Annotated in this window: 14 protein-coding genes; 3 read left to right on the top strand and 11 right to left on the bottom strand. The window is 62.9% G+C overall.

Annotation, left to right across the window (positions count from 1 at the left end; genetic code table 11):
* Positions 1-3: 3 nt before the first annotated feature.
* Genes GM655_RS01725 through GM655_RS01705 form a run of 5 tightly spaced genes read right to left on the bottom strand, consistent with a single transcriptional unit; the run spans position 4 to position 3,891 of the window.
* Positions 4-1,311, bottom strand: a complete 1,308-nt coding sequence (locus tag GM655_RS01725) for a dihydroorotase (RefSeq protein WP_155432901.1) — start codon at positions 1,309-1,311, stop codon at positions 4-6.
* A complete protein-coding gene (locus GM655_RS01720; RefSeq protein WP_155432900.1) occupies positions 1,308-2,273 on the bottom strand; it encodes an aspartate carbamoyltransferase catalytic subunit in 966 nt (321 codons plus the stop codon). Before GM655_RS01720 ends, GM655_RS01725 begins: the two co-directional genes overlap by 4 nt.
* A 6-nt stretch (positions 2,274-2,279) precedes the next feature.
* Positions 2,280-2,795 (bottom strand): bifunctional pyr operon transcriptional regulator/uracil phosphoribosyltransferase PyrR, encoded by a 516-nt coding sequence (gene pyrR / locus GM655_RS01715; protein ID WP_155432899.1) that lies wholly within the window; start codon positions 2,793-2,795, stop codon positions 2,280-2,282.
* A 43-nt stretch (positions 2,796-2,838) separates the two neighbouring features.
* Positions 2,839-3,225 (bottom strand): Holliday junction resolvase RuvX, encoded by a 387-nt coding sequence (gene ruvX / locus GM655_RS01710; RefSeq protein WP_371866684.1) that lies wholly within the window; start codon positions 3,223-3,225, stop codon positions 2,839-2,841.
* 15 nt (positions 3,226-3,240) lie between these two features.
* Entirely contained in the window at positions 3,241-3,891 is a 651-nt protein-coding gene (locus tag GM655_RS01705) for a YqgE/AlgH family protein (protein WP_155432898.1), read from the bottom strand.
* Positions 3,892-4,068: 177 nt separating this feature from the next.
* Between GM655_RS01705 and GM655_RS01700 the strand changes: the two genes are divergently transcribed.
* A complete protein-coding gene (locus GM655_RS01700; protein WP_155432897.1) occupies positions 4,069-5,505 on the top strand; it encodes a cryptochrome/photolyase family protein in 1,437 nt (478 codons plus the stop codon).
* Between the two features lie 72 nt (positions 5,506-5,577).
* On the opposite strand, the gene GM655_RS01695 is transcribed toward GM655_RS01700, so the two are convergent.
* From GM655_RS01695 to GM655_RS01670, 6 genes are all read right to left on the bottom strand, one after another.
* Positions 5,578-11,286 carry a hybrid sensor histidine kinase/response regulator gene (locus tag GM655_RS01695; protein WP_155432896.1) on the bottom strand — a complete coding sequence of 1,903 codons (5,709 nt, stop codon included), beginning with the start codon at positions 11,284-11,286 and terminating at the stop codon, positions 5,578-5,580.
* Positions 11,287-11,315: 29 nt separating this feature from the next.
* A complete protein-coding gene (locus tag GM655_RS01690) occupies positions 11,316-13,589 on the bottom strand; it encodes a methyl-accepting chemotaxis protein (RefSeq protein WP_371866683.1) in 2,274 nt (757 codons plus the stop codon).
* A gap of 70 nt (positions 13,590-13,659) precedes the next feature.
* Complete coding sequence (locus GM655_RS01685) at positions 13,660-14,193, bottom strand: chemotaxis protein CheW (RefSeq protein WP_155432895.1); 534 nt, start codon at positions 14,191-14,193, stop codon at positions 13,660-13,662.
* 2 nt (positions 14,194-14,195) lie between these two features.
* Positions 14,196-14,561, bottom strand: a complete 366-nt coding sequence (locus GM655_RS01680) for a response regulator transcription factor (RefSeq protein WP_155432894.1) — start codon at positions 14,559-14,561, stop codon at positions 14,196-14,198.
* 1 nt (position 14,562) lies between these two features.
* Positions 14,563-14,982: a response regulator gene (locus tag GM655_RS01675; protein ID WP_155432893.1), complete on the bottom strand. Its 420-nt coding sequence runs from the start codon at positions 14,980-14,982 to the stop codon at positions 14,563-14,565.
* Positions 14,983-15,064: 82 nt separating this feature from the next.
* Positions 15,065-15,217, bottom strand: coding sequence for a rubredoxin (locus tag GM655_RS01670; protein WP_020701174.1), 153 nt, complete (start codon positions 15,215-15,217; stop codon positions 15,065-15,067).
* Positions 15,218-15,313: 96 nt separating this feature from the next.
* Here GM655_RS01670 and thiD point away from each other — a divergent pair, with 96 nt between their 5' ends.
* Both thiD and hemL read left to right on the top strand, forming a co-directional pair.
* Positions 15,314-16,159: a bifunctional hydroxymethylpyrimidine kinase/phosphomethylpyrimidine kinase gene (thiD, locus tag GM655_RS01665; protein WP_371866682.1), complete on the top strand. Its 846-nt coding sequence runs from the start codon at positions 15,314-15,316 to the stop codon at positions 16,157-16,159.
* Positions 16,160-16,175: 16 nt separating this feature from the next.
* On the top strand, positions 16,176-17,462 hold the full coding sequence (gene hemL, locus GM655_RS01660) for a glutamate-1-semialdehyde 2,1-aminomutase (RefSeq protein WP_155432891.1): 1,287 nt from the start codon (positions 16,176-16,178) through the stop codon (positions 17,460-17,462).
* The last annotated feature ends 83 nt before the right edge of the window (positions 17,463-17,545 follow it).

The following is a 17,545-nucleotide window of genomic DNA, read 5'->3' as shown; positions in this document are numbered from 1 at the left end:
CAGTCAGGCCGCATTGCGCTGGTAAGCCACACGTCCTGCCACGATGGTGGTCTGCACCTGAGCTGCCAGGTTATAGCCGATGAAAGGCGTATGCTTGCCCTGGCTGGCCAGCGCAGCCGCTTGCACCGTCCAGTGTGCTTGCGGATCGAAAATGCAGACGTCGGCAGGGGCACCGACCGACAACGTACCGGCCGACAGCCCGGCCACTTTGGCCGCCTGCGAGGTAATCAGCGCCACTGCACGGGCCAGCGGACGCGGGCCGCTGGCAGCCTGGGTGGCGGCGTAGTCGTTGGCCCACTTCAGCGTCAGCGACAGCAGCAGTTCCAGACCGGTGGCACCCGCCGAGGCTTCGCCGAACGGCAGCAGTTTTTCATCATCGTCCACCGGCGTGTGGTCCGAGCACAGCGCATCGATGGTGCCATCGAGCAGACCGAGACGGATGGCGTCGCGGTCGCGCTGGCTGCGCAGCGGCGGCGTCAGACGCGCGTTCGAATCGAAGAAGCCGATGTCGGCATCGGTCAGGTGCACATGATGGGCGCCGACGTCACAGCTGACCGGCAGGCCTTCACGCTTGGCCTGACGTACCAGCTCGATGCCGGCCGCCGAGGACAGACGGCACAGGTGGACACGGGCGCCGGTTGCGCGCATCAGTTCGAAGATGGTGTGCAGCGCGATGGTCTCGGCCATCACCGGCACGCCGGACAGGCCCAGACGCGAAGCGATCGCGCCGCTGGCCGCAATGCCGCCACGGCCGATGTGGGCATCCTGCGGACGCAGCCACACGGTGTAATCAAAGGTCTTGGCATACTGCAGTGCGCGCAGCAGCACGGTAGTGTCTTCGATCGGCTCTTCTGCCTGCGAGAAGCCGATGCAGCCGGCTTCCGTCAGTTCCGCCATTTCCGTCAGTGCCTCGCCTTTCAGGCCCACCGTCAGTGCGCCCAGCGGGTGCACATTGGCCTGATTGCGCGTCTTGGCGCGGTACTTGAGCATCTCCACCAGCCCCGACTCGTCGAGCACAGGATCGGTATCGGGCGGGCTCACCAGACTGGTGACGCCGCCCTGCATGGCAGCCTGCAGTTCCGATTCCAGCGTGGCCTTGTATTCGTAGCCCGGTTCGCGCAGGCGTACCGACAGGTCCACCAGACCCGGTGCGACCACCAGACCGCTGGCGTCTATAGTCTGCTCGGCGCTGAAGCCGGCTGGCGCCGTACCGACGGCAACCACCTTGCCGGCGTCGATAAACAGATCCTGCTGGGCGTCGATACCATTGGCCGGATCGATCAGATGGCCGTTTTTAATGTGTAGTTTCATGCTTGCGTCCCTGCGACTATGCTCATTACTGCCATCCGTACTGCGATACCGAAAGTGACCTGCGGGAGTATCACGGCCTGCGGACCGTCGGCCACGGCCGAATCGATTTCCACGCCGCGGTTCATCGGGCCCGGGTGCATCACGATGGCATCCGGCTTGGCCAGCGCCAGCCGTTCCGGCGTCAGGCCATAGCTCTTGAAGTATTCCTGTGCCGACGGCAGCAGCGCGCCGCTCATACGCTCGTTCTGCAGACGCAGCATGATGATCACGTCCACGCCTTTCAGGCCTTCATCCATATTGGTGAAGGTGCGCACGCCCATCTGCTCCAGCCCACCGGGCAGCAGCGTGTGCGGGCCGATGGCACGCACTTCCGGCACGCCCAGCGTGGTCAGCGCATGGATATCGGAACGGGCCACGCGGCTGTGCAGAATGTCGCCCACGATGGCCACGGTCAGATTGGTGAAATCCTTCTTGTAGTGGCGGATGGTGTACATGTCCAGCAGGCCCTGGGTCGGGTGGGCATGGCGGCCGTCACCGGCATTCACCACGTGCACATGCGACTGGCCGGAATCCTGCAGGTGCTTGGCGATCAGGTAAGGCGCACCCGATTGCGCGTGGCGCACCACGAACATATCGGCATGCATGGCCGACAGGTTGTCGATGGTGTCGAGCAGCGATTCGCCCTTGCTGGCCGAGGAAGCCTGAATATTCAGGTTGATCACATCGGCCGACAGACGCTTGGCGGCGATTTCGAAAGTGGTACGGGTACGGGTCGAGTTCTCGAAGAACAGATTGAACACCGACTTACCGCGCATCAGTGGCACCTTCTTCACATCGCGGTCGGAAATGCCGACGAAGGAAGAAGCCGTATCGAGGATATGGTTGAGGATAGACTTGGGCAGCCCTTCGATCGACAGCAGGTGCTGTAGTTCGCCGTGTTTGTTGAGTTGCGGATTGAGCATGATGAATTAAGCCTGGTCTATGGTTAGCGTGAATTTGCCATCGTCGGACTGCTGCAGCACCAGCGCCTTGCCCGCTTCCACCTTGACGTGGGCGGCGACGAAATCAGCGGCGACGGGCAGCTGGCGCTCGCCACGGTCCACCAGCGCAGCCAGCATGATGCGGGCCGGACGGCCGTAGTCGAACAGTTCGTTCAGCGCAGCGCGGGTGGTGCGGCCCGTGTACAGCACGTCGTCCACCAGCAGGATGGTGGCGGCGTTGACATCGAAATTGATGCGGGTCGGCTTGACGTCGGCCGGCAAGCCTTTCTTGGCGTAGTCGTCGCGGTAGAACGACACATCGAGCACGCCGCAGCGTTCGGTCAGGCCCAGATCGGCAGCCAGACGTTCGGCCAGCCAGGCGCCGCCCGAGTGGATGCCGACGATGGCCACATCGGCCACACCGGTCAGACCGGCGCGCACGTCGGCCAGCAGCGTGGCGTACAGCGCTTCGGCGTCGAGTTGTTGAGGGTTGAGTAAGGTCATGGGGTGGCTAGCACCTGCTTAGGGCGCGTTCTCGTTTTAGAAATCAGTGGGTATCAAAATACTGCTGCAGGATGATGGCGGCGGCGCGGTCGTCTATCACTTCGCCGCGCTGGCCGCCGATCACGGCGGAAGAATAACGTTCATCGACCAGTTCTACCGGCAGGTTGAAGCGGCCATGCAACTGGTTGGCAAACTTGCGGCAGCGCGCAGTCATCTCGTGTTCAGCGCCATCGGGGTGCAGCGGCAGACCGACCACCAGCAGGCCGGGCTGCCATTCATCCAGCAGCGCGCCTATCGCGGCAAAGCGGGTGGCATTGTCCACCGCGCTGATGACTTTAATGGGCTGGGCCTGACGGATCAGGGTATTGCCCATGGCGATGCCGATGCGTTTGACGCCGAAATCGAAGGCGAAAATGGTTTCAGCGCTCACAGTGGCAGGGCATCCTTATGCATGGCCGGCCTCGGAAGTGAGCATCAGCGGGTCGATACCGAGCAGGCGCATGGCTGCCGTGTAGCGCTGCTCGATGGGCAGATTGAACAGAATTTCAGGGTCGGCGCTGACGGTCAGCCAGCCATTGCGGCTGATTTCCCCTTCCAGTTGGCCGGGGCTCCAGCCCGCGTAACCGATCGAGACCAGCATGCGGCGCGGGCCTTCGCCTGCAGCCACGGCTTCCAGCACGTCGATCGACGTCGTGAAGGCCACATCCTTGGTCACCGTCAGCGAGGACGAATAGCGCTTGCCCGGCGTGTGCAGCACGAAGCCGCGGTCATCCTGCACGGGACCACCGAACATGATGGGTTCGTCGATGTCCACGCTATCGACCGGTTTCAGGTCGATGCGCTCGAACAGGGTTTCCATCGTCATATCGGTGGGTTTGTTGATCACCACGCCCAGCACACCGTTTTCATTGTGCTCGCAAACGTAGACGACCGTGCCGCCGAAGACCGGGTCCTGCATGGACGGCATTGCAATTAGGAAATTATCCGCCAGATTCAGCGCGGCGGGCGCGCCCTGGGCGACGGCGGCCAGCGGATCGGCGGCCTCAGGCAGGGGGCCGGGCGCCGACGTGGTGGTGCCGAGTTTGCTTTTCGTCATAATCGTGATCTTTCTGAGCTGCCAACAATTCCTGTAGTATTCGCGCGGGGCAGCGTCCAGCTTCTGCCTGCCGGTGAGCAACTCTCTCGGTGTACAGCCATCATTACAGCGATAGTTTACACTGAATTGCGCCAACAACCACGTTTGACCACACCCGAACCTCTTGAGACAGACAGAATGAAACTGAAATCTTCGCTGGTCTGGCTGCGCCGCGACCTGCGCGCCTTCGACCATGTGGCCCTGCATCAGGCTTTGCAGCATAGCGAACGCGTGTATTGTGTTTTTATCTACGATAGCACCATCCTGTCCGTGCTGCCGCGCATAGACCGCCGCGTCGATTTCATCCACGCCAGCATCGCCGAAGTCGATGCCGAACTGCGCGAGCTAGGCGGCTATCTGATCACCCGCCATGCCGATCCGCTACAGGCCATCCCGCAGTTAGCGGCCGAACTGGGTGTCGATGCCGTGTTCTGCAACCACGATTACGAGCCGCAGGCCATCGCCCGCGACGAAGCCGTGCAGCAGGCCCTGCAGGCCGACGGCCGCCAGTTCTACAGCTACAAGGATCAGGTGATCTTCGAGAAAAGCGAAGTGCTGTCGCAGACGGGCGGCGTATTCTCCGTGTTCACGCCCTACAAGAACGCCTGGCTGAAAAAGCTGGCCGCTGATCCTACTGTACTGGCGCCCTACCATATCGAACCGCATGCGGCGCGACTGGCGCCGCCGCCAGCCACCGCCACGCCGCTGCCAACGCTGGCCGAACTGGGTTTCGAACCTAGCAATCTGGCCAGCCTGCAGATCCCCACCGGCATGTCCGGCGCGGCCAGTCTGTTCGAGCAGTTCCTGCCCCGTATCGCCCAGTACAAGGATGCGCGCGACTTCCCAGCCGTGAAAGGCCCGTCCTATCTGTCGCTGCATTTCCGCTTCGGTACGCTGTCGGTACGCCATGTGGTACGCACCATTGTCGATCTGATGGAGCGCGGCGCGGGCGGCGAAGGTGCTGCCGTATGGCTGGCAGAATTGATCTGGCGCGAGTTCTACGCCATGATCCTCTACCACCACCCGTATGTGGTGGGCGGCTCGTTCAAGCCGGCCTATGACGCCATCGAGTGGGAACAGGGAGCGCAGGCGGAAGAGCTGTTTGCCGCATGGTGTGCAGGCCGCACCGGCTACCCGCTGGTGGATGCCGCCATGGCGCAGTTGAACCAAACCGGCTATATGCACAACCGCCTGCGCATGGTCACGGCCTGCTTCCTGATCAAGGATCTGGGCATAGACTGGCGCTGGGGCGAAGCCTATTTTGCCCTGCATCTGAACGACTTCGATCTGGCTTCGAACAACGGCGGCTGGCAGTGGGCATCGTCGTCCGGCTGCGATGCCCAGCCCTACTTCCGCATTTTCAATCCGATCACGCAGTCGGAGAAGTTCGACGCCAGCGGCAAATTCATCCGCCGCTATCTGCCGCAACTGAAAAGCCTGAGTGACAAGGAAATCCATGCACCATGGCTGGTGCCGCGCATGCTGCGGCCCGATTATCCCGAGCCTATTGTGATGCACGACGAAGCGCGCAAACGTACACTGGAGCGTTACGCCGTCGTCAAAAAGACCGACTAAAACCGCAGCAGGCCGCAGCGGCCGGCGCAACGCCGGCCCTGCTCATTCCCCGTCCCCGCTATCCGTCAGGCGCTACTGCTTGCTCTGCTCGAGCAAGCCGGCTATCGCCTGCAGCAACACCTCTTCCTGATACGGCTTGCCGAAGAAGGCATTCACGCCCAGTTCCAGCGCCAGATTGCGGTGCTTGTCGGCGCTACGCGAGGTGATCATGATGATGGGAACATGGCGGCTGCGCTCATCGCCGCGCACATTGCGGGTCAGATCGAAACCGTCCATGCGCGGCATCTCGATATCGACCAGCATCAGGTCCGGCACGCTGGTCTGGAGCTGTTCGAGCGCATCCACGCCATCCTTGGCCAGTATGACCTGATAGCCCTCGCGTTCGAGCAGACGCTGGGTAACGCGGCGCACGGTCAGCGAATCATCCACCACCATCACGCTGCGTGCCGCCACCTGCGGCAGAGCATGCTCCTGCGTGGCCTGAGCGTAGCGCTGGCGCAGTTCCGGATGCTGGGCCAGATGCTGCACCAGCGCGAGCGGATTCAGAATCAGCACGATTTCGCCGGAACCCAGCACCGTCGCACCGGAAATGCCGACCATGCGCGCCAGTTGCGGACCCAGATTCTTGATCACCACCTCGCGGTTGCCCTGCACTTCATCGACCACCAGCGCCAGCCGCTCCGCGCCATGGCGCAGCATCAGCACGGGAGCAGCACGCAACGCTGCCGATGGGCCGGGATGTCCCAGCAGCGCAGGCAGATAATCAAATGCCAGTTGCTGGCCCTGCAGGCTGATGCTGCCGTGGCTCTGGCCTTCCGCCAGCAGCGATTCCCTCAACTGCGCCACCTGCTCCACCATCACGGCGGGCACGGCATAGGACTTGTCGCCTGCACGTACCAGTACCACCTGCGAAACGGCCAGCGTGATCGGCAGATGTATCGTTATGCGGGCGCCCTTGCCCGCTTCGGTCGCCAGCTCGACGCGGCCGCCCAGCGACTGGGCTTCCGACTGCACCACATCCATGCCCACGCCACGGCCCGACAGTTCGGTCAGTGCGCTGGCAGTAGAGAAACCGGGGGTGAAAATCAGCTGGGCAATCTGGGCATCGCTAGGCGATGCCTCAGGCGCCAGCAGGCCATTCTCTATGCCCTTGGCACGGATACGGGCCAGATCGAGGCCGGCGCCATCGTCGCTAAATTCCAGCACTACCTCGTTACCCTGCTGGCTTACCTGCACCAGCAGCTCACCCACTTCCTGCTTGCCGGCCGCGCTACGTGCCGCGCGGCTTTCGACGCCGTGCGCAATCGCGTTACGCACCAGATGTTCGAACGGTGCGGCCATGCGTTCCAGCACGCTGCGATCGATTTCTACGTTACCGCCACGGATATCAAGGTTGACGCGCTTGTCGACTTCCTTGGCACTCTGACGGGCAACCCGGAACAGGCGTTCGGCTATGCTGGAGAACGGCACCATGCGCACGCGCATCAGATCGTGCTGCAGCTCGCGCGTCAAACGGGCCTGCTGTACCAGATCATCGCCAGCACTTTCCACACTGCGCTCAAGCCCTTCGTGGAAGGCAGCGACATCGGCGACGCTTTCGGCCATCATGCGGGTCAGCTCATGCAGACGGGTAAAGCGGTCGAATTCCAGCGGATCGAATTCACGCTCGCCGGAAATCGACATGCGCGAAGCGATCTGCGATTCCGCCTGCATTTCCACTTCGCGCAACTGGCGCTGCAAGCGCTGCAGATTCTCGGAGAAGTCGCCGAGCGAAGTGCGCAAAGTGGCGACCTCGTTTTCCAGTCGCGAGCGGGCTATCGACACTTCGCCAGCCTGATTCACCAGCCGGTCAAGGATATCGGCGCGCACGCGCACCATCGGCGCCTTGCCGCTTGCCTGCGTGTCCTCTTCGGCCGGCGTGTCGGCACCAGCAGCACTCGCTTCGCCGGCGACAGGTGGTTGCTGCAACTGTTCGAACAGCAGCAGCGCATGGTCATACTGCGTCAGTAGTTCTTCAAAGGCCTGAGGAGTGGCAGCACCGGCGTGCAGCATGTTCTCGATATGGGTTTCCATTTCGTGAACGTGCTGGCCCAGGCGCATTGCACCGGCCATGCGTGCACTGCCCTTCAGCGTGTGTAGCAGGCGCACCAGCGATTGCGCCGGCTCCTTGTCCTGCGGCTCATGCTGCCACGCACGCAGCGCTGCACCAACCTGCGGCAGCAGATCAGCACCTTCTTCAAGGAAGACCGGCAGCAGATCGGCATCCAGCTCATCCGTGTACACAGCCGGCGGAACAGGTTCGATAAGGTCAGCCTCCGCTGCTGGCACCACTTGCATGGACATAGGCGCGGGAACGGCCTCCAGCACGGGCTCTGGCTCTGGCTCTGGCTCTGGCTCTGGCTCTGGCTCAGGCTCTGGCTCAGGCTCAGGCTCTGGCTCTGGCTCTGGTTCTGGTTCTGGTTCTGGTTCTGGCGCTATGACCGGCTCTGGTTCTACCTGAGGGATAGGCGCCAGTTCTGGCGCCAGCGCTATTGGCTCCGCCATCCGCAGCGGCGGCTCGGCAAAAGTGTCATCGAAGGCAGCATTGAACAGATCATCAATACTATCCTCGCCACGCGCTTTGACCATTTCCGGTGCAACCGCCGCCTCGCCGGCGCCGTCTTTCGCACTGGCGCTGATTTCAGCAAACGTATCGCGGAACAACTGATCCAGCGCGGCATCCATCGGCTTCTGCGCATTCAGGCTGTCCATGGTGTCGGCCACCAGATCGTCAAGCCGCGCTTCGATAGCGGGGCTTGCTGCAGGCGCCGTCGCGGCCAACTGCTCCGCCAGATCACGCAGAGCAGCGATCAGCTCCGGTTGCGCCGCCGGCATTTCTGCTGCGGCAAAGCTCTGCAGCATCTGGCGGATACGGGCTATCGTAAAGTCCAGCAGATCATGCTGCACCTGATCCAGATGCGGGGCCGGTGGCAGCAGTGCTTCCAGCGTGGCTTCCAGTGCCAGCGCCAGCTCGCGCAAGGCAGTAAAGCCTACCGTGCCGGAAGTTCCGGCCAAGGTGTGCGCTGCCTGCAAGGCCTGTGGATTGACAGGACGGCGCGGCTCATGACGCCACTCGCCGAAATCCTGCGCCAGCAGGCGCACCAGTTCATCCGTCTCGTGCAGATAGATGTTATACAGTGGCAGCGGGATTTCCAGCTCGCCTACCTGCTTCACATTATCGTCGCGCGGAGCCGCAGCGATCGTCGGGAATTCGATTACATTGCCGTTGACCACAGGCGCTGGACGCAGCGACGCCGCCGACTCGGACGGCGTGAGCTCATCGACTTCAATGGCGACACTCTCTTCCGCGCCAGCTTCAGCTTCAGCTTCCGTTTCCGCTGCGGCTGCGGCTTCGGCTTCCAATTCTGCTTCTGGCTCTGGCTCTGCCGCTGCCTCGGCTGCTAGCTTTGCTTCTGGTTCTGCTGCATCCTCAACTTCTACTACCTCAGCGTCTACTTCAGGTTCTGCGTCTGCTTCGGGTTCTGCATGTGCTACAGCGTCCGCTGCAGACTGGACTTCGTGGTCGCTTTCATCGCCACCATGCTGCACGCGCGCTGCGGCGGCAATGATGGCAGTACCATCGAGTGCCGATGCGCCGTTTTCCGCCAGCTCACCTACCCAGACTTTCATTTCACGGTGCGCCAGTTCCAGCATGTCGAATAACGCCGTCGTAGCAGGCTTGCCTTCTGCCAACCAGACATTCAACACCCGCTCCACGGCATGGGCAGCATCGGCAAACTGGAACAGCGCCACCATGCGCGCGCTGCCTTTGAGCGTGTGGAAGGAACGGCGCAAGGTCGCCAGTTCCGCTTCGCCCGCATGTGCACCCTGCGCCAGCGCGGCGCCAACCGTGTGCAGTACTTCCTGCGCCTCGGCGACAAAAATCTCCAGCAATTCCGCCTGCGACGCTTCTTCTTGCACTGCGACTGGCGCAATCGGCGGCACTAACTGCAGCGGTGCCGGTGCAGTGCTGACCGCCTGATCCAGCACAGGCACACTGCTGACAGCCGCCAGCTTACGGAACGGCACCGAACGGAAGCGCCCCAGCGTGGCATCGAAAGCAAAGCGCTGGCGGGCTGCCGCCGCATTCTGGCCCAGCATATCGAGGAAGAAGCCCAAGGCGCCCACATTCTGCGCCACCTCTTCCAGCGTCGCAGCATCGCTGCCCGTGCTACGGCCTTGCGCCAGTGCCGCCACGGTAGCCTGCACATGCTGCGCTGCACGCGTTGCATCATCCTGATCCAGTACGGCCAGCGCGCCCTGCAACTGATGCAACACGGGATCGAGTTCCAACAAGCTTGCACGCAGGCTGGCGTCGGCATAGAACTCATCCAAGGTTTTCTCGACCTGACGCAGGCTGTTCTTCAACTCGTGCGCCAGTGCCACCACCGTATCGTCCTGCTGCATATGCTCGGCGATACCATCCTGCCATTGCCCCGTAGGCGGGGGCGTCGTACCGCTGGCCAGCGCATGCAGGCGCGCACCCAGCGTATCGGCATGGGCCGCGAAGTCGCCGGGCAGATGACGGATCTGCGCCAGCCCATGTTCGGCAAACAGCAGCGTCGAAGCGATTTCCAGCGCCAGCGCATCACTGCGTCCGCCGTGCGCCGTATGGTCGGCCACACTGGACAGCTCGCGCATCAGCGCCCCCAGTGCAGGCAAACTCAATTGCTCGGAAGCGCGCGCCACATCGGCCAGCGCAGAGCTGAAGCCTGCCTCCAGCGCAGGATCATGTTCGGCGGCTGCCAGCCGGTCCCACGCTGCCTTGGCCTTGGTCATGCCAGCCTGCGCATGTGCCAGCGCGCCATTGTCGATGCGGCCGTAACGCTTCTGCTCGTAGTTGGCCGGTACTTGCCCATCCAGTGCAAAACCTTTGCGGATCTGCTGCACCGTGTCGGAGGCCAGCGTGGTGTCGGCCGAGGCGATAAAGAACAGCGCATCACGCAGCATGCCTTCCGGCTGCGCCGGATTACCCTGGCTAAGCCGGCGGATCTGCAGATTGATCAGGCCAAACAACTGCTTCACATACAGGCTGCCTGCCAGTTTTCCCGTCGCCACCAGTTCGGCGAACGCCTGCATGGCACGCCAGAAGGTCTGCGCCTGCGCATCCGTCTGCGCGCTGGCAATCGACTGCACGGCCGCCAGCAAGCCTTCCGCATGTTCCTGCTGCTGTTCCAGATCGGTGCTGCGCAGATACGGCAACAGCGCTTTCTCGAAGCTGGCACGGCAAGCTGCGTAATCGGCCGGAGCCGCTACGCTGGCTGCCGGCAAGGGTAGTGCCGTCTGCATGGGTGGATAGAACAGATCGGCCGGATGGATACGCTCCGCCCCCAGCATCTGCTGCAAAGCCTGATAGTAGGGGAACAGCCGCAGCGGCTGCACCTGCGAACCGTCGAGCAGCTCCTGCAGGTATTCCACCAGCGCCTGATACGCATCGGCCACCACCTGCGCATGATCGGTCGTGCATTTCAGGCTGCCATCCTTGAAGCGGTCCAGCGCCGTTTCTGTCAGGCGGGTCAACTGGGTAGGCCCATCCAGATCCACCATCTGCAACGCGCCATGCGCCTGATGCAGGTGCGAGCGTGCATGCTGCAACTGGGTGGCCTGATCTTCTGCCGCGCGTCCGCCCGCTTCGAACAGTGCCGTCTTCGAGCGTGCCAGGGCTTCGCGTATCTCTACCATCACCCACGACAGGGGACCGGTATCGAACTGCGGAAGAGGTGGAAAATCTGCTGTGGTCATACTTGCCTCGGTCTTTCAATACGGGCGCATCAGGTCGCGATGCGGAAGCGCGCGACGGAATTCTTCAATTCCTGCGCCAGCACTGAGAGCTTGTGAATGGATAAAGTGGTCTGCTGGGTACCTTCCTGCGTCTGCTCGGTCACCATCAGGATATGCTGGATATTCTGCGCCACGCCGCTGGCCGAAGTGGCCTGCTGGCCGGTGGCCAGCGCAATGCCGGAAATCAGTTCGGCCAACCGGTCCGACACTTGCGAAATGTCGTTCAGGGCGGCACCGGCCGCATCGGACAGGCGTGCGCCTTCTACCACGCCCTGCGTGGATTTTTCCATCGCGGCTACGGCGTCATGGGTATCGGTCTGGATGGTGCGCACCAGCGCCCCGATCTGCTTGGCCGCGCCGGCAGAGCGCTCGGCCAGCCGCTGCACTTCTTCTGCCACCACCGAGAAACCGCGCCCGGCCTCGCCGGCCGATGCAGCCTGAATGGCGGCATTCAGCGCCAGCACATTGGTCTGCTCAGTGATATCGGAAATCAGCTCGGTAATCTCGCCGATCTCCTGCGACGATTCGCCCAGCCGCTTGATGCGCTTGGACGTGTCCTGTATCTGCTCGCGGATTTCGTGCATGCCCTTGATGGCATTGGCCACCGCCGTCGCGCCCTGCTGGGCTGCGGCGACCGACTGGCGTGCCACCTCGGCCGATTCGCTGGCCGAACGCGACACATCGTTAATCTGGTCCGCCATCTGCACCACCGTAGCAGAAGCGTCGATGATCTCGCGCGACTGCTGCTGCGAAGCGGCCAGCAAGCCGCTGGAAATATTCTGCGCCTGACTGGAGGCCTGCGTCACCTGCGCGGCCGTTTCCGTCACCCGTCCTACCAGCCCGCGCAACTCTTCCACCGTGTAGTTGACCGAATCGGCAATCGCGCCCGTAATGTCTTCCGATACCGTCGCCTGCACGGTCAGGTCGCCATCGGCCACTTCCTGCAGTTCATTCATCAGGCGCAAAATCGCCGCCTGATTCTGTGCATTGGCCGCCTTGGCCTGCTCTTCCTGCTGCTGCGATTGCTGACGCATGGCCTCAGCCTCGCGCCGGCGCCGCTCCGAACTGCGGGCCCGCTGCAGCGAATCGAGCAGCAGCACGCGGCCAATTGCGGCGGCCAGCAGCAACGTCAGCGTGCCGCACACCACCATCAGCCAGAACGCCAGGCCCAGTGCATCCTGTTCCGCGCGGTAGGCCTGTTGCAGGGCGCTCAGGCGCTGGCGCAGCGCTTCATTGTCATTGAAAATTAGCTGCTCGGCGTTTTTCGCCGCGCTAAATTTATCCAGCTTGTCGAGTATGCCCGCGACCAGCTTCTGGTAATCCTCGAAGTCCGCTTTCAGGCCGGCGATCTTTTCCCGCAATTCCGGCGTATGCACGGCGCTCAGGCCTAGCGCGGGGCTGCCGTTCAGGAAGCCATCGAGCGTATTGCGGAACACGGTGGTATCGCGCCCCAACTGGAATGCCGTTTCCGAACTGACGCCACCCATGGTGAGAAATTCGCCAGCATTGCGGCTCATGCGCTGGGTCAGCATGGTCAGCTTGCCCAAGGCCGCAATCTCGCGCGGCGTTCCGCCTTGCTGCACCTTCAGCGCCAGCACTTCTTCGGTACGCTGCAGCAGGTCCGGCGACATGGCGTTCAGTTCCTTGAGCGTCTTTTCCACGCCGCTCAGGTCCTTCTTGAGCAACAGGATAGTGCCGGCCGCCAGATCGGAAGCCTGCCACTGCTTGCGCGCTGCCGCCACCGTGGGGGCCAGCGCTTCGATAGGTTCGCCCAGCCCGCGCCCCTGATAACTGCCGCCGCGCAGCATCAGATGGAAAGCGCCATTGAGCTCCTTGCGGCTCTGTTCGAGCTGGCGGAAGCCTTCCTCGCTGCCTTGCACGGCACTCGATGCCGCCTTGCCTATCCGTTGCGAGTGCACCAGAGCATCGCTGGCCACCTGGGTCTGGGTAGAACGATAGCCGCCATGGATGGTATTCAGGGCGACTGCGCCCACGCTCAGCAGCAGGCTCACGGCCAGCGTGGTCGACAGAATACTGAGCTGACGCTGGGCAGGCAGGTGGCCAATCAGCGGCAGGCGGAAGCTGCCGCCCGCGTCGAGCGGTGCAGCCGCCGCCGGCGTGCGCAATACCAGCGCATCGCGCAGCCGCAAAGGTGCATCGCCCTCGCTGACCGCGGCCGGCTCCTGCCCCATCATCAGCGTATCGCCGCCAGCATCGTCCACCGTTGGCTGGGCTGGCCGGGTGCCGCGCGAGAATATCCCCATCTTGGTCGCCTTTCCTTGCAATCACCATCACTGACGCTGCCCGAGCAGCGCCCCTGATCCCTGAAAATTCTTATAAGCCTACCTGCAGAAAACCGGGTTCGCGCACCAGTTGGGCCAGATCGAGCCGGTTCCAGCGGCAGCCCTCGCTATCCTCGAACTGCTGGCGGCACCACTGCGGTGCGTGCGCTGCATCGTCCTGCGCCACCATGTCCGCCAGATAGCGCAAGCCCAGCACCGCCTCCACCCGCACAGCGCAATGCAGCTTCAGCGCAGGTGACAGCGTAATGTCACGCTGGCCCGATGCCGTCGGCGCCGGTAACTGGCCATGCAGATAGCTGGCCAGTTCGACCACGCCCGTGAGCTGACCACGGATATTGGCCAGCCCCAGATACCATGGCTGTGTCAGCGGCACCGGCGTCAGCGCCTGCAGTGGCACGATTTCACTGATCTGGGTCAAGTCCAGCAGACAGTGCCGGCCGCCTATCATCACGCCCAGTTCGCGGCCCGTGCTGGCCGGCCCGGTCTTCGCAGCCTGCATACGTTCGAGCAGCTGCACCTGATACTGGCGCAGACGGCTGCGGCGTTCCGGCGTGCTGGCTTCCATCTTCAGCCCAGTGCAGCGATCTGCGCCAGCAGCTCGCCCGCTACAACCGGTTTCACCAGATAGGCGCAGGCGCCCTGGCGCAGCCCCCAGATCTTGTCGGTTTCCTGATTCTTGCTTGAACAGATAATGACTGGCACATCTTTCAACTCCGGGTCACGAGCGATGGCGCGCGTCACCTGAAAACCGTTCGCCCCCGGCATCACCACATCCATCAGGATCAAGTCCGGTTTGCTGGCGCGGATTTTCAGCATGGCCTCTTCGCCCGTTTCGGCCGTGCTCACGCTATAGCCGTGCCGGATCAGGATATCGCTCAGGTAGTAGCGCTCGGTGGGCGAGTCATCCACAATCAGGACGTGGTGTATGGCCATGCTATGCCTCGACTATCGGATCGGTGGCCGGCGTTGCGCCCGTGTGCTCGCGCACGGCGGCCAGCAGGCTGTCCTTGGTAAAAGGTTTGGTCAGGTAGGCAGCAGCGCCCACCATACTGCCGCGCGCGCGGTCGAACAAGCCATCCTTGGAAGACAGCAGCAACACGGGCGTGGCATGGAATTTGGCGCTTTTCTTAATCAGCGCGCAGGTCTGGTAGCCGTCCAGGCGCGGCATCAGTATGTCGCAGAACACCAGTGCCGGCTGATGATCGGCGATTTTGGCGAGCGCATCGAAGCCGTCTTCGGCCAGCACGACCTGATAGCCGGCCTGCGTCAGAAAAATCTCGGCCGACCGACGGATGGTGTTGCTATCGTCGATCACCATGATGATCAGATTTTGAGCGGACGGAGAGGCAGTCATACGCTACACGCTAGACGCTGGATGGATAGCCATACCATAGCATAGGCGGGGCGCCATCGGCGTAAATCCCGGCCCGGCGACATCAGATGGCAACCATCTCGAAATCGTCCTTGCGCGCGCCGCACTCCGGGCAGCTCCAGTTCATCGGCACATCGGCCCAGCGGGTGCCGGGCGCTATGCCCTCATCCGGCAGGCCGGCCTGCTCGTCGTAGATCCAGCCGCAGATCAGGCACATCCACGTCTTGAATGGCTGCGTTGTTTCATTGCTACTCACGTTGGCCTACCCTTCAATCTAGTAAAATGCTGAATCAGGTATCTTAATCTACCCGCCGTGCAAATCCAAACTTCTCCCTTGATATTAAGCTTTGGCGCCGCCGATCCGGCCGGCGCTACCGGCGTGCAGGCCGATCTGGCGGTTTTTTCCGCGCTGGCCTGCACGGGTCTGAGCACCACCACCGCGTTGCTGATCGGCGACAGTGCCCGCATCGAAGACGTGCAGGAAGTCGATCCCGACTGGGTCTCCGACCAGGCCCGCGTGCTGCTGGAAGATATGACCGTGGCCGCCTTCAAGGTGGGCGCGCTGACCAATGTCGAGCAGGTGGCCGCGATTGCGGAAATCCTGTCCGACTATCCCGATGCCCCGCTGATCCTCGATCCCTTCAGTTCGCGCCTGCCGGCCCTGTCCGATGACGATGCCGAAGAAGTCATGACGGCCGTGCGCCAGCTACTGGTGCCGCAAGCCACGCTGCTGATGCTATCGCAGGTGGAGCTGGGCCGGCTGGCCGAAACCTGGCGCGAAGGCGGCGACGAGAGCATGGAGTCGGACATCGACCACCTGCTGGCTCTGGGCTGCGAATTCGTGCTGGTCACCGGCACCAGCGCCGCGGCAGCGCAAGGCGAAAGCGCGGTACCGAACACGCTGGCCAACACGCTGTATGGCGCCGATGGGCTGATCAGCCACGACGCCTGGCAGCACATGGCCGGTCCCTTCATCGGCGCCGGCGGTACACTGTCGGCTGCCATTGCCGCCTTCATGGCGCGCGGCGCCGACGCGGTTGACGCCGTGGCCACGGCGCAGGAATATACTGTCGGCGCGCTGGCCCATGCACAGCGCTACGGTATGGGCAAACTGGTGCCCAACCGTTTTTTCCATCTCCAGCAAGCTTTACCTATTTGAACTCGACGACGCCATCATGACTACCACTTCCAAGAACGATCAGCTGTTCGAACGCGCCCAGAAAACCACGCCCGGCGGTGTCAACTCGCCCGTGCGCGCCTTCCGCTCGGTAGGCGGCACGCCGCGCTTCATCACCCGTGCCGAAGGCCCGTACTTCTGGGATGCCGACGACAAGCGCTACATCGACTACATCGGTTCCTGGGGTCCGGCCATCGTCGGCCACGCCCATCCGACCGTGATCAAGGCCGTGCAGGAAGCGGCGACGCGCGGCCTGTCGTTCGGCGCGCCGACCGAAGGCGAAATCCTGATGGCGGAAGAAATCTGCCGACTGGTGCCATCGATCGAACAGGTACGTCTGGTTTCGTCGGGCACGGAAGCGACCATGAGCGCGCTGCGTCTGGCCCGTGGCGCTACCGGTCGTGACAAGATCATCAAATTCGAAGGCTGCTACCACGGGCACGCCGACGCCCTGCTGGTGAAGGCTGGCAGCGGTCTGCTCACTTTCGGCAACCCGACTTCGGCCGGTGTGCCGGAAGACTTCGTCAAGCACACGCTGGTGCTCGACTATAACAACGTGCAGCAGATCGAAGACGCCTTCGCCTCCTACGGCGACGAAATCGCCTGCGTGATCGTCGAGCCAGTGGCCGGCAATATGAACCTGATCAAGGCCACGCCCGAGTTCCTGCAAGCCCTGCGCGACCTGTGCACCAAGCACGGCGCGATCCTGATCTTCGATGAAGTGATGTGCGGCTTCCGCGTGGCACTGGGCGGCGCCCAGCAACTGTACGGCATCAAGCCGGACCTGACGGCACTCGGTAAAGTGATCGGCGGCGGCCTGCCGGTGGCAGCTTTCGGCGGCAGCGCAGCCCTGATGAGCAAAATGGCGCCGCTCGGTGCCGTGTATCAGGCCGGCACGCTGTCGGGCAATCCGGTCGCCGTGGCGGCCGGCATGACCACGCTGAAGCTGATCCAGGAAGACGGTTTCTACGACCGCCTGAGCGCCAGCGCCAGCCGTCTGGCGGCCGGCCTGACCCAGGCTGCCAAAGACGCCGGCATCGAATTCTGCGCCGACGCCATCGGCGGCATGTTCGGCCTGTACTTCAGCGCCACCCCGCCCAACAACTACGCTGAAATGATGGCCGGTAACCGCGAGCGCTTCAACGTATTCTTCCACGCCATGCTGGACGAAGGCGTGTACTTCGCACCGGCCGCCTTCGAAGCAGGCTTCGTCTCGGCCCAGCACACCGATGCCGTAATCGACGAAACCATCGCCGCCGCCGCACGCGTCTTCAAAAAACTGTAACCCCGCCGGGGTCAGGTCGGGCAAAGTGCAGGGGTCAGGTCGGGCGTTGGCGCAGGGCTCGCCACGTTCTAAGCGAACTCTGC

Origin of the sequence: Pseudoduganella danionis, assembly GCF_009720775.1 — a bacterium.
GTDB lineage: Bacteria > Pseudomonadota > Gammaproteobacteria > Burkholderiales > Burkholderiaceae_D > Rugamonas > Rugamonas danionis.
The sequence above is the reverse complement of the archived record's forward strand: the minus strand, read 5'-3'. Positions and strand labels throughout refer to the sequence as shown.

Bases quoted from the DNA above. Each gene is read 5' to 3' on its own strand.
- GM655_RS01725 (WP_155432901.1), bottom strand. From the start codon at position 1,311: ATGAAACTACACATTAAAAACGGCCATCTGATCGATCCGGCCAATGGT.
- GM655_RS01720 (WP_155432900.1), bottom strand. From the start codon at position 2,273: ATGCTCAATCCGCAACTCAACAAACACGGCGAACTACAGCACCTGCTG.
- pyrR (WP_155432899.1), bottom strand. From the start codon at position 2,795: ATGACCTTACTCAACCCTCAACAACTCGACGCCGAAGCGCTGTACGCC.
- GM655_RS01705 (WP_155432898.1), bottom strand. From the start codon at position 3,891: ATGACGAAAAGCAAACTCGGCACCACCACGTCGGCGCCCGGCCCCCTG.
- GM655_RS01700 (WP_155432897.1), top strand. From the start codon at position 4,069: ATGAAACTGAAATCTTCGCTGGTCTGGCTGCGCCGCGACCTGCGCGCC.
- GM655_RS01695 (WP_155432896.1), bottom strand. From the start codon at position 11,286: ATGACCACAGCAGATTTTCCACCTCTTCCGCAGTTCGATACCGGTCCC.
- GM655_RS01690 (WP_371866683.1), bottom strand. From the start codon at position 13,589: ATGGGGATATTCTCGCGCGGCACCCGGCCAGCCCAGCCAACGGTGGAC.
- GM655_RS01685 (WP_155432895.1), bottom strand. From the start codon at position 14,193: ATGGAAGCCAGCACGCCGGAACGCCGCAGCCGTCTGCGCCAGTATCAG.
- GM655_RS01680 (WP_155432894.1), bottom strand. From the start codon at position 14,561: ATGGCCATACACCACGTCCTGATTGTGGATGACTCGCCCACCGAGCGC.
- GM655_RS01675 (WP_155432893.1), bottom strand. From the start codon at position 14,982: ATGACTGCCTCTCCGTCCGCTCAAAATCTGATCATCATGGTGATCGAC.
- GM655_RS01670 (WP_020701174.1), bottom strand. From the start codon at position 15,217: ATGTGCCTGATCTGCGGCTGGATCTACGACGAGCAGGCCGGCCTGCCG.
- hemL (WP_155432891.1), top strand. From the start codon at position 16,176: ATGACTACCACTTCCAAGAACGATCAGCTGTTCGAACGCGCCCAGAAA.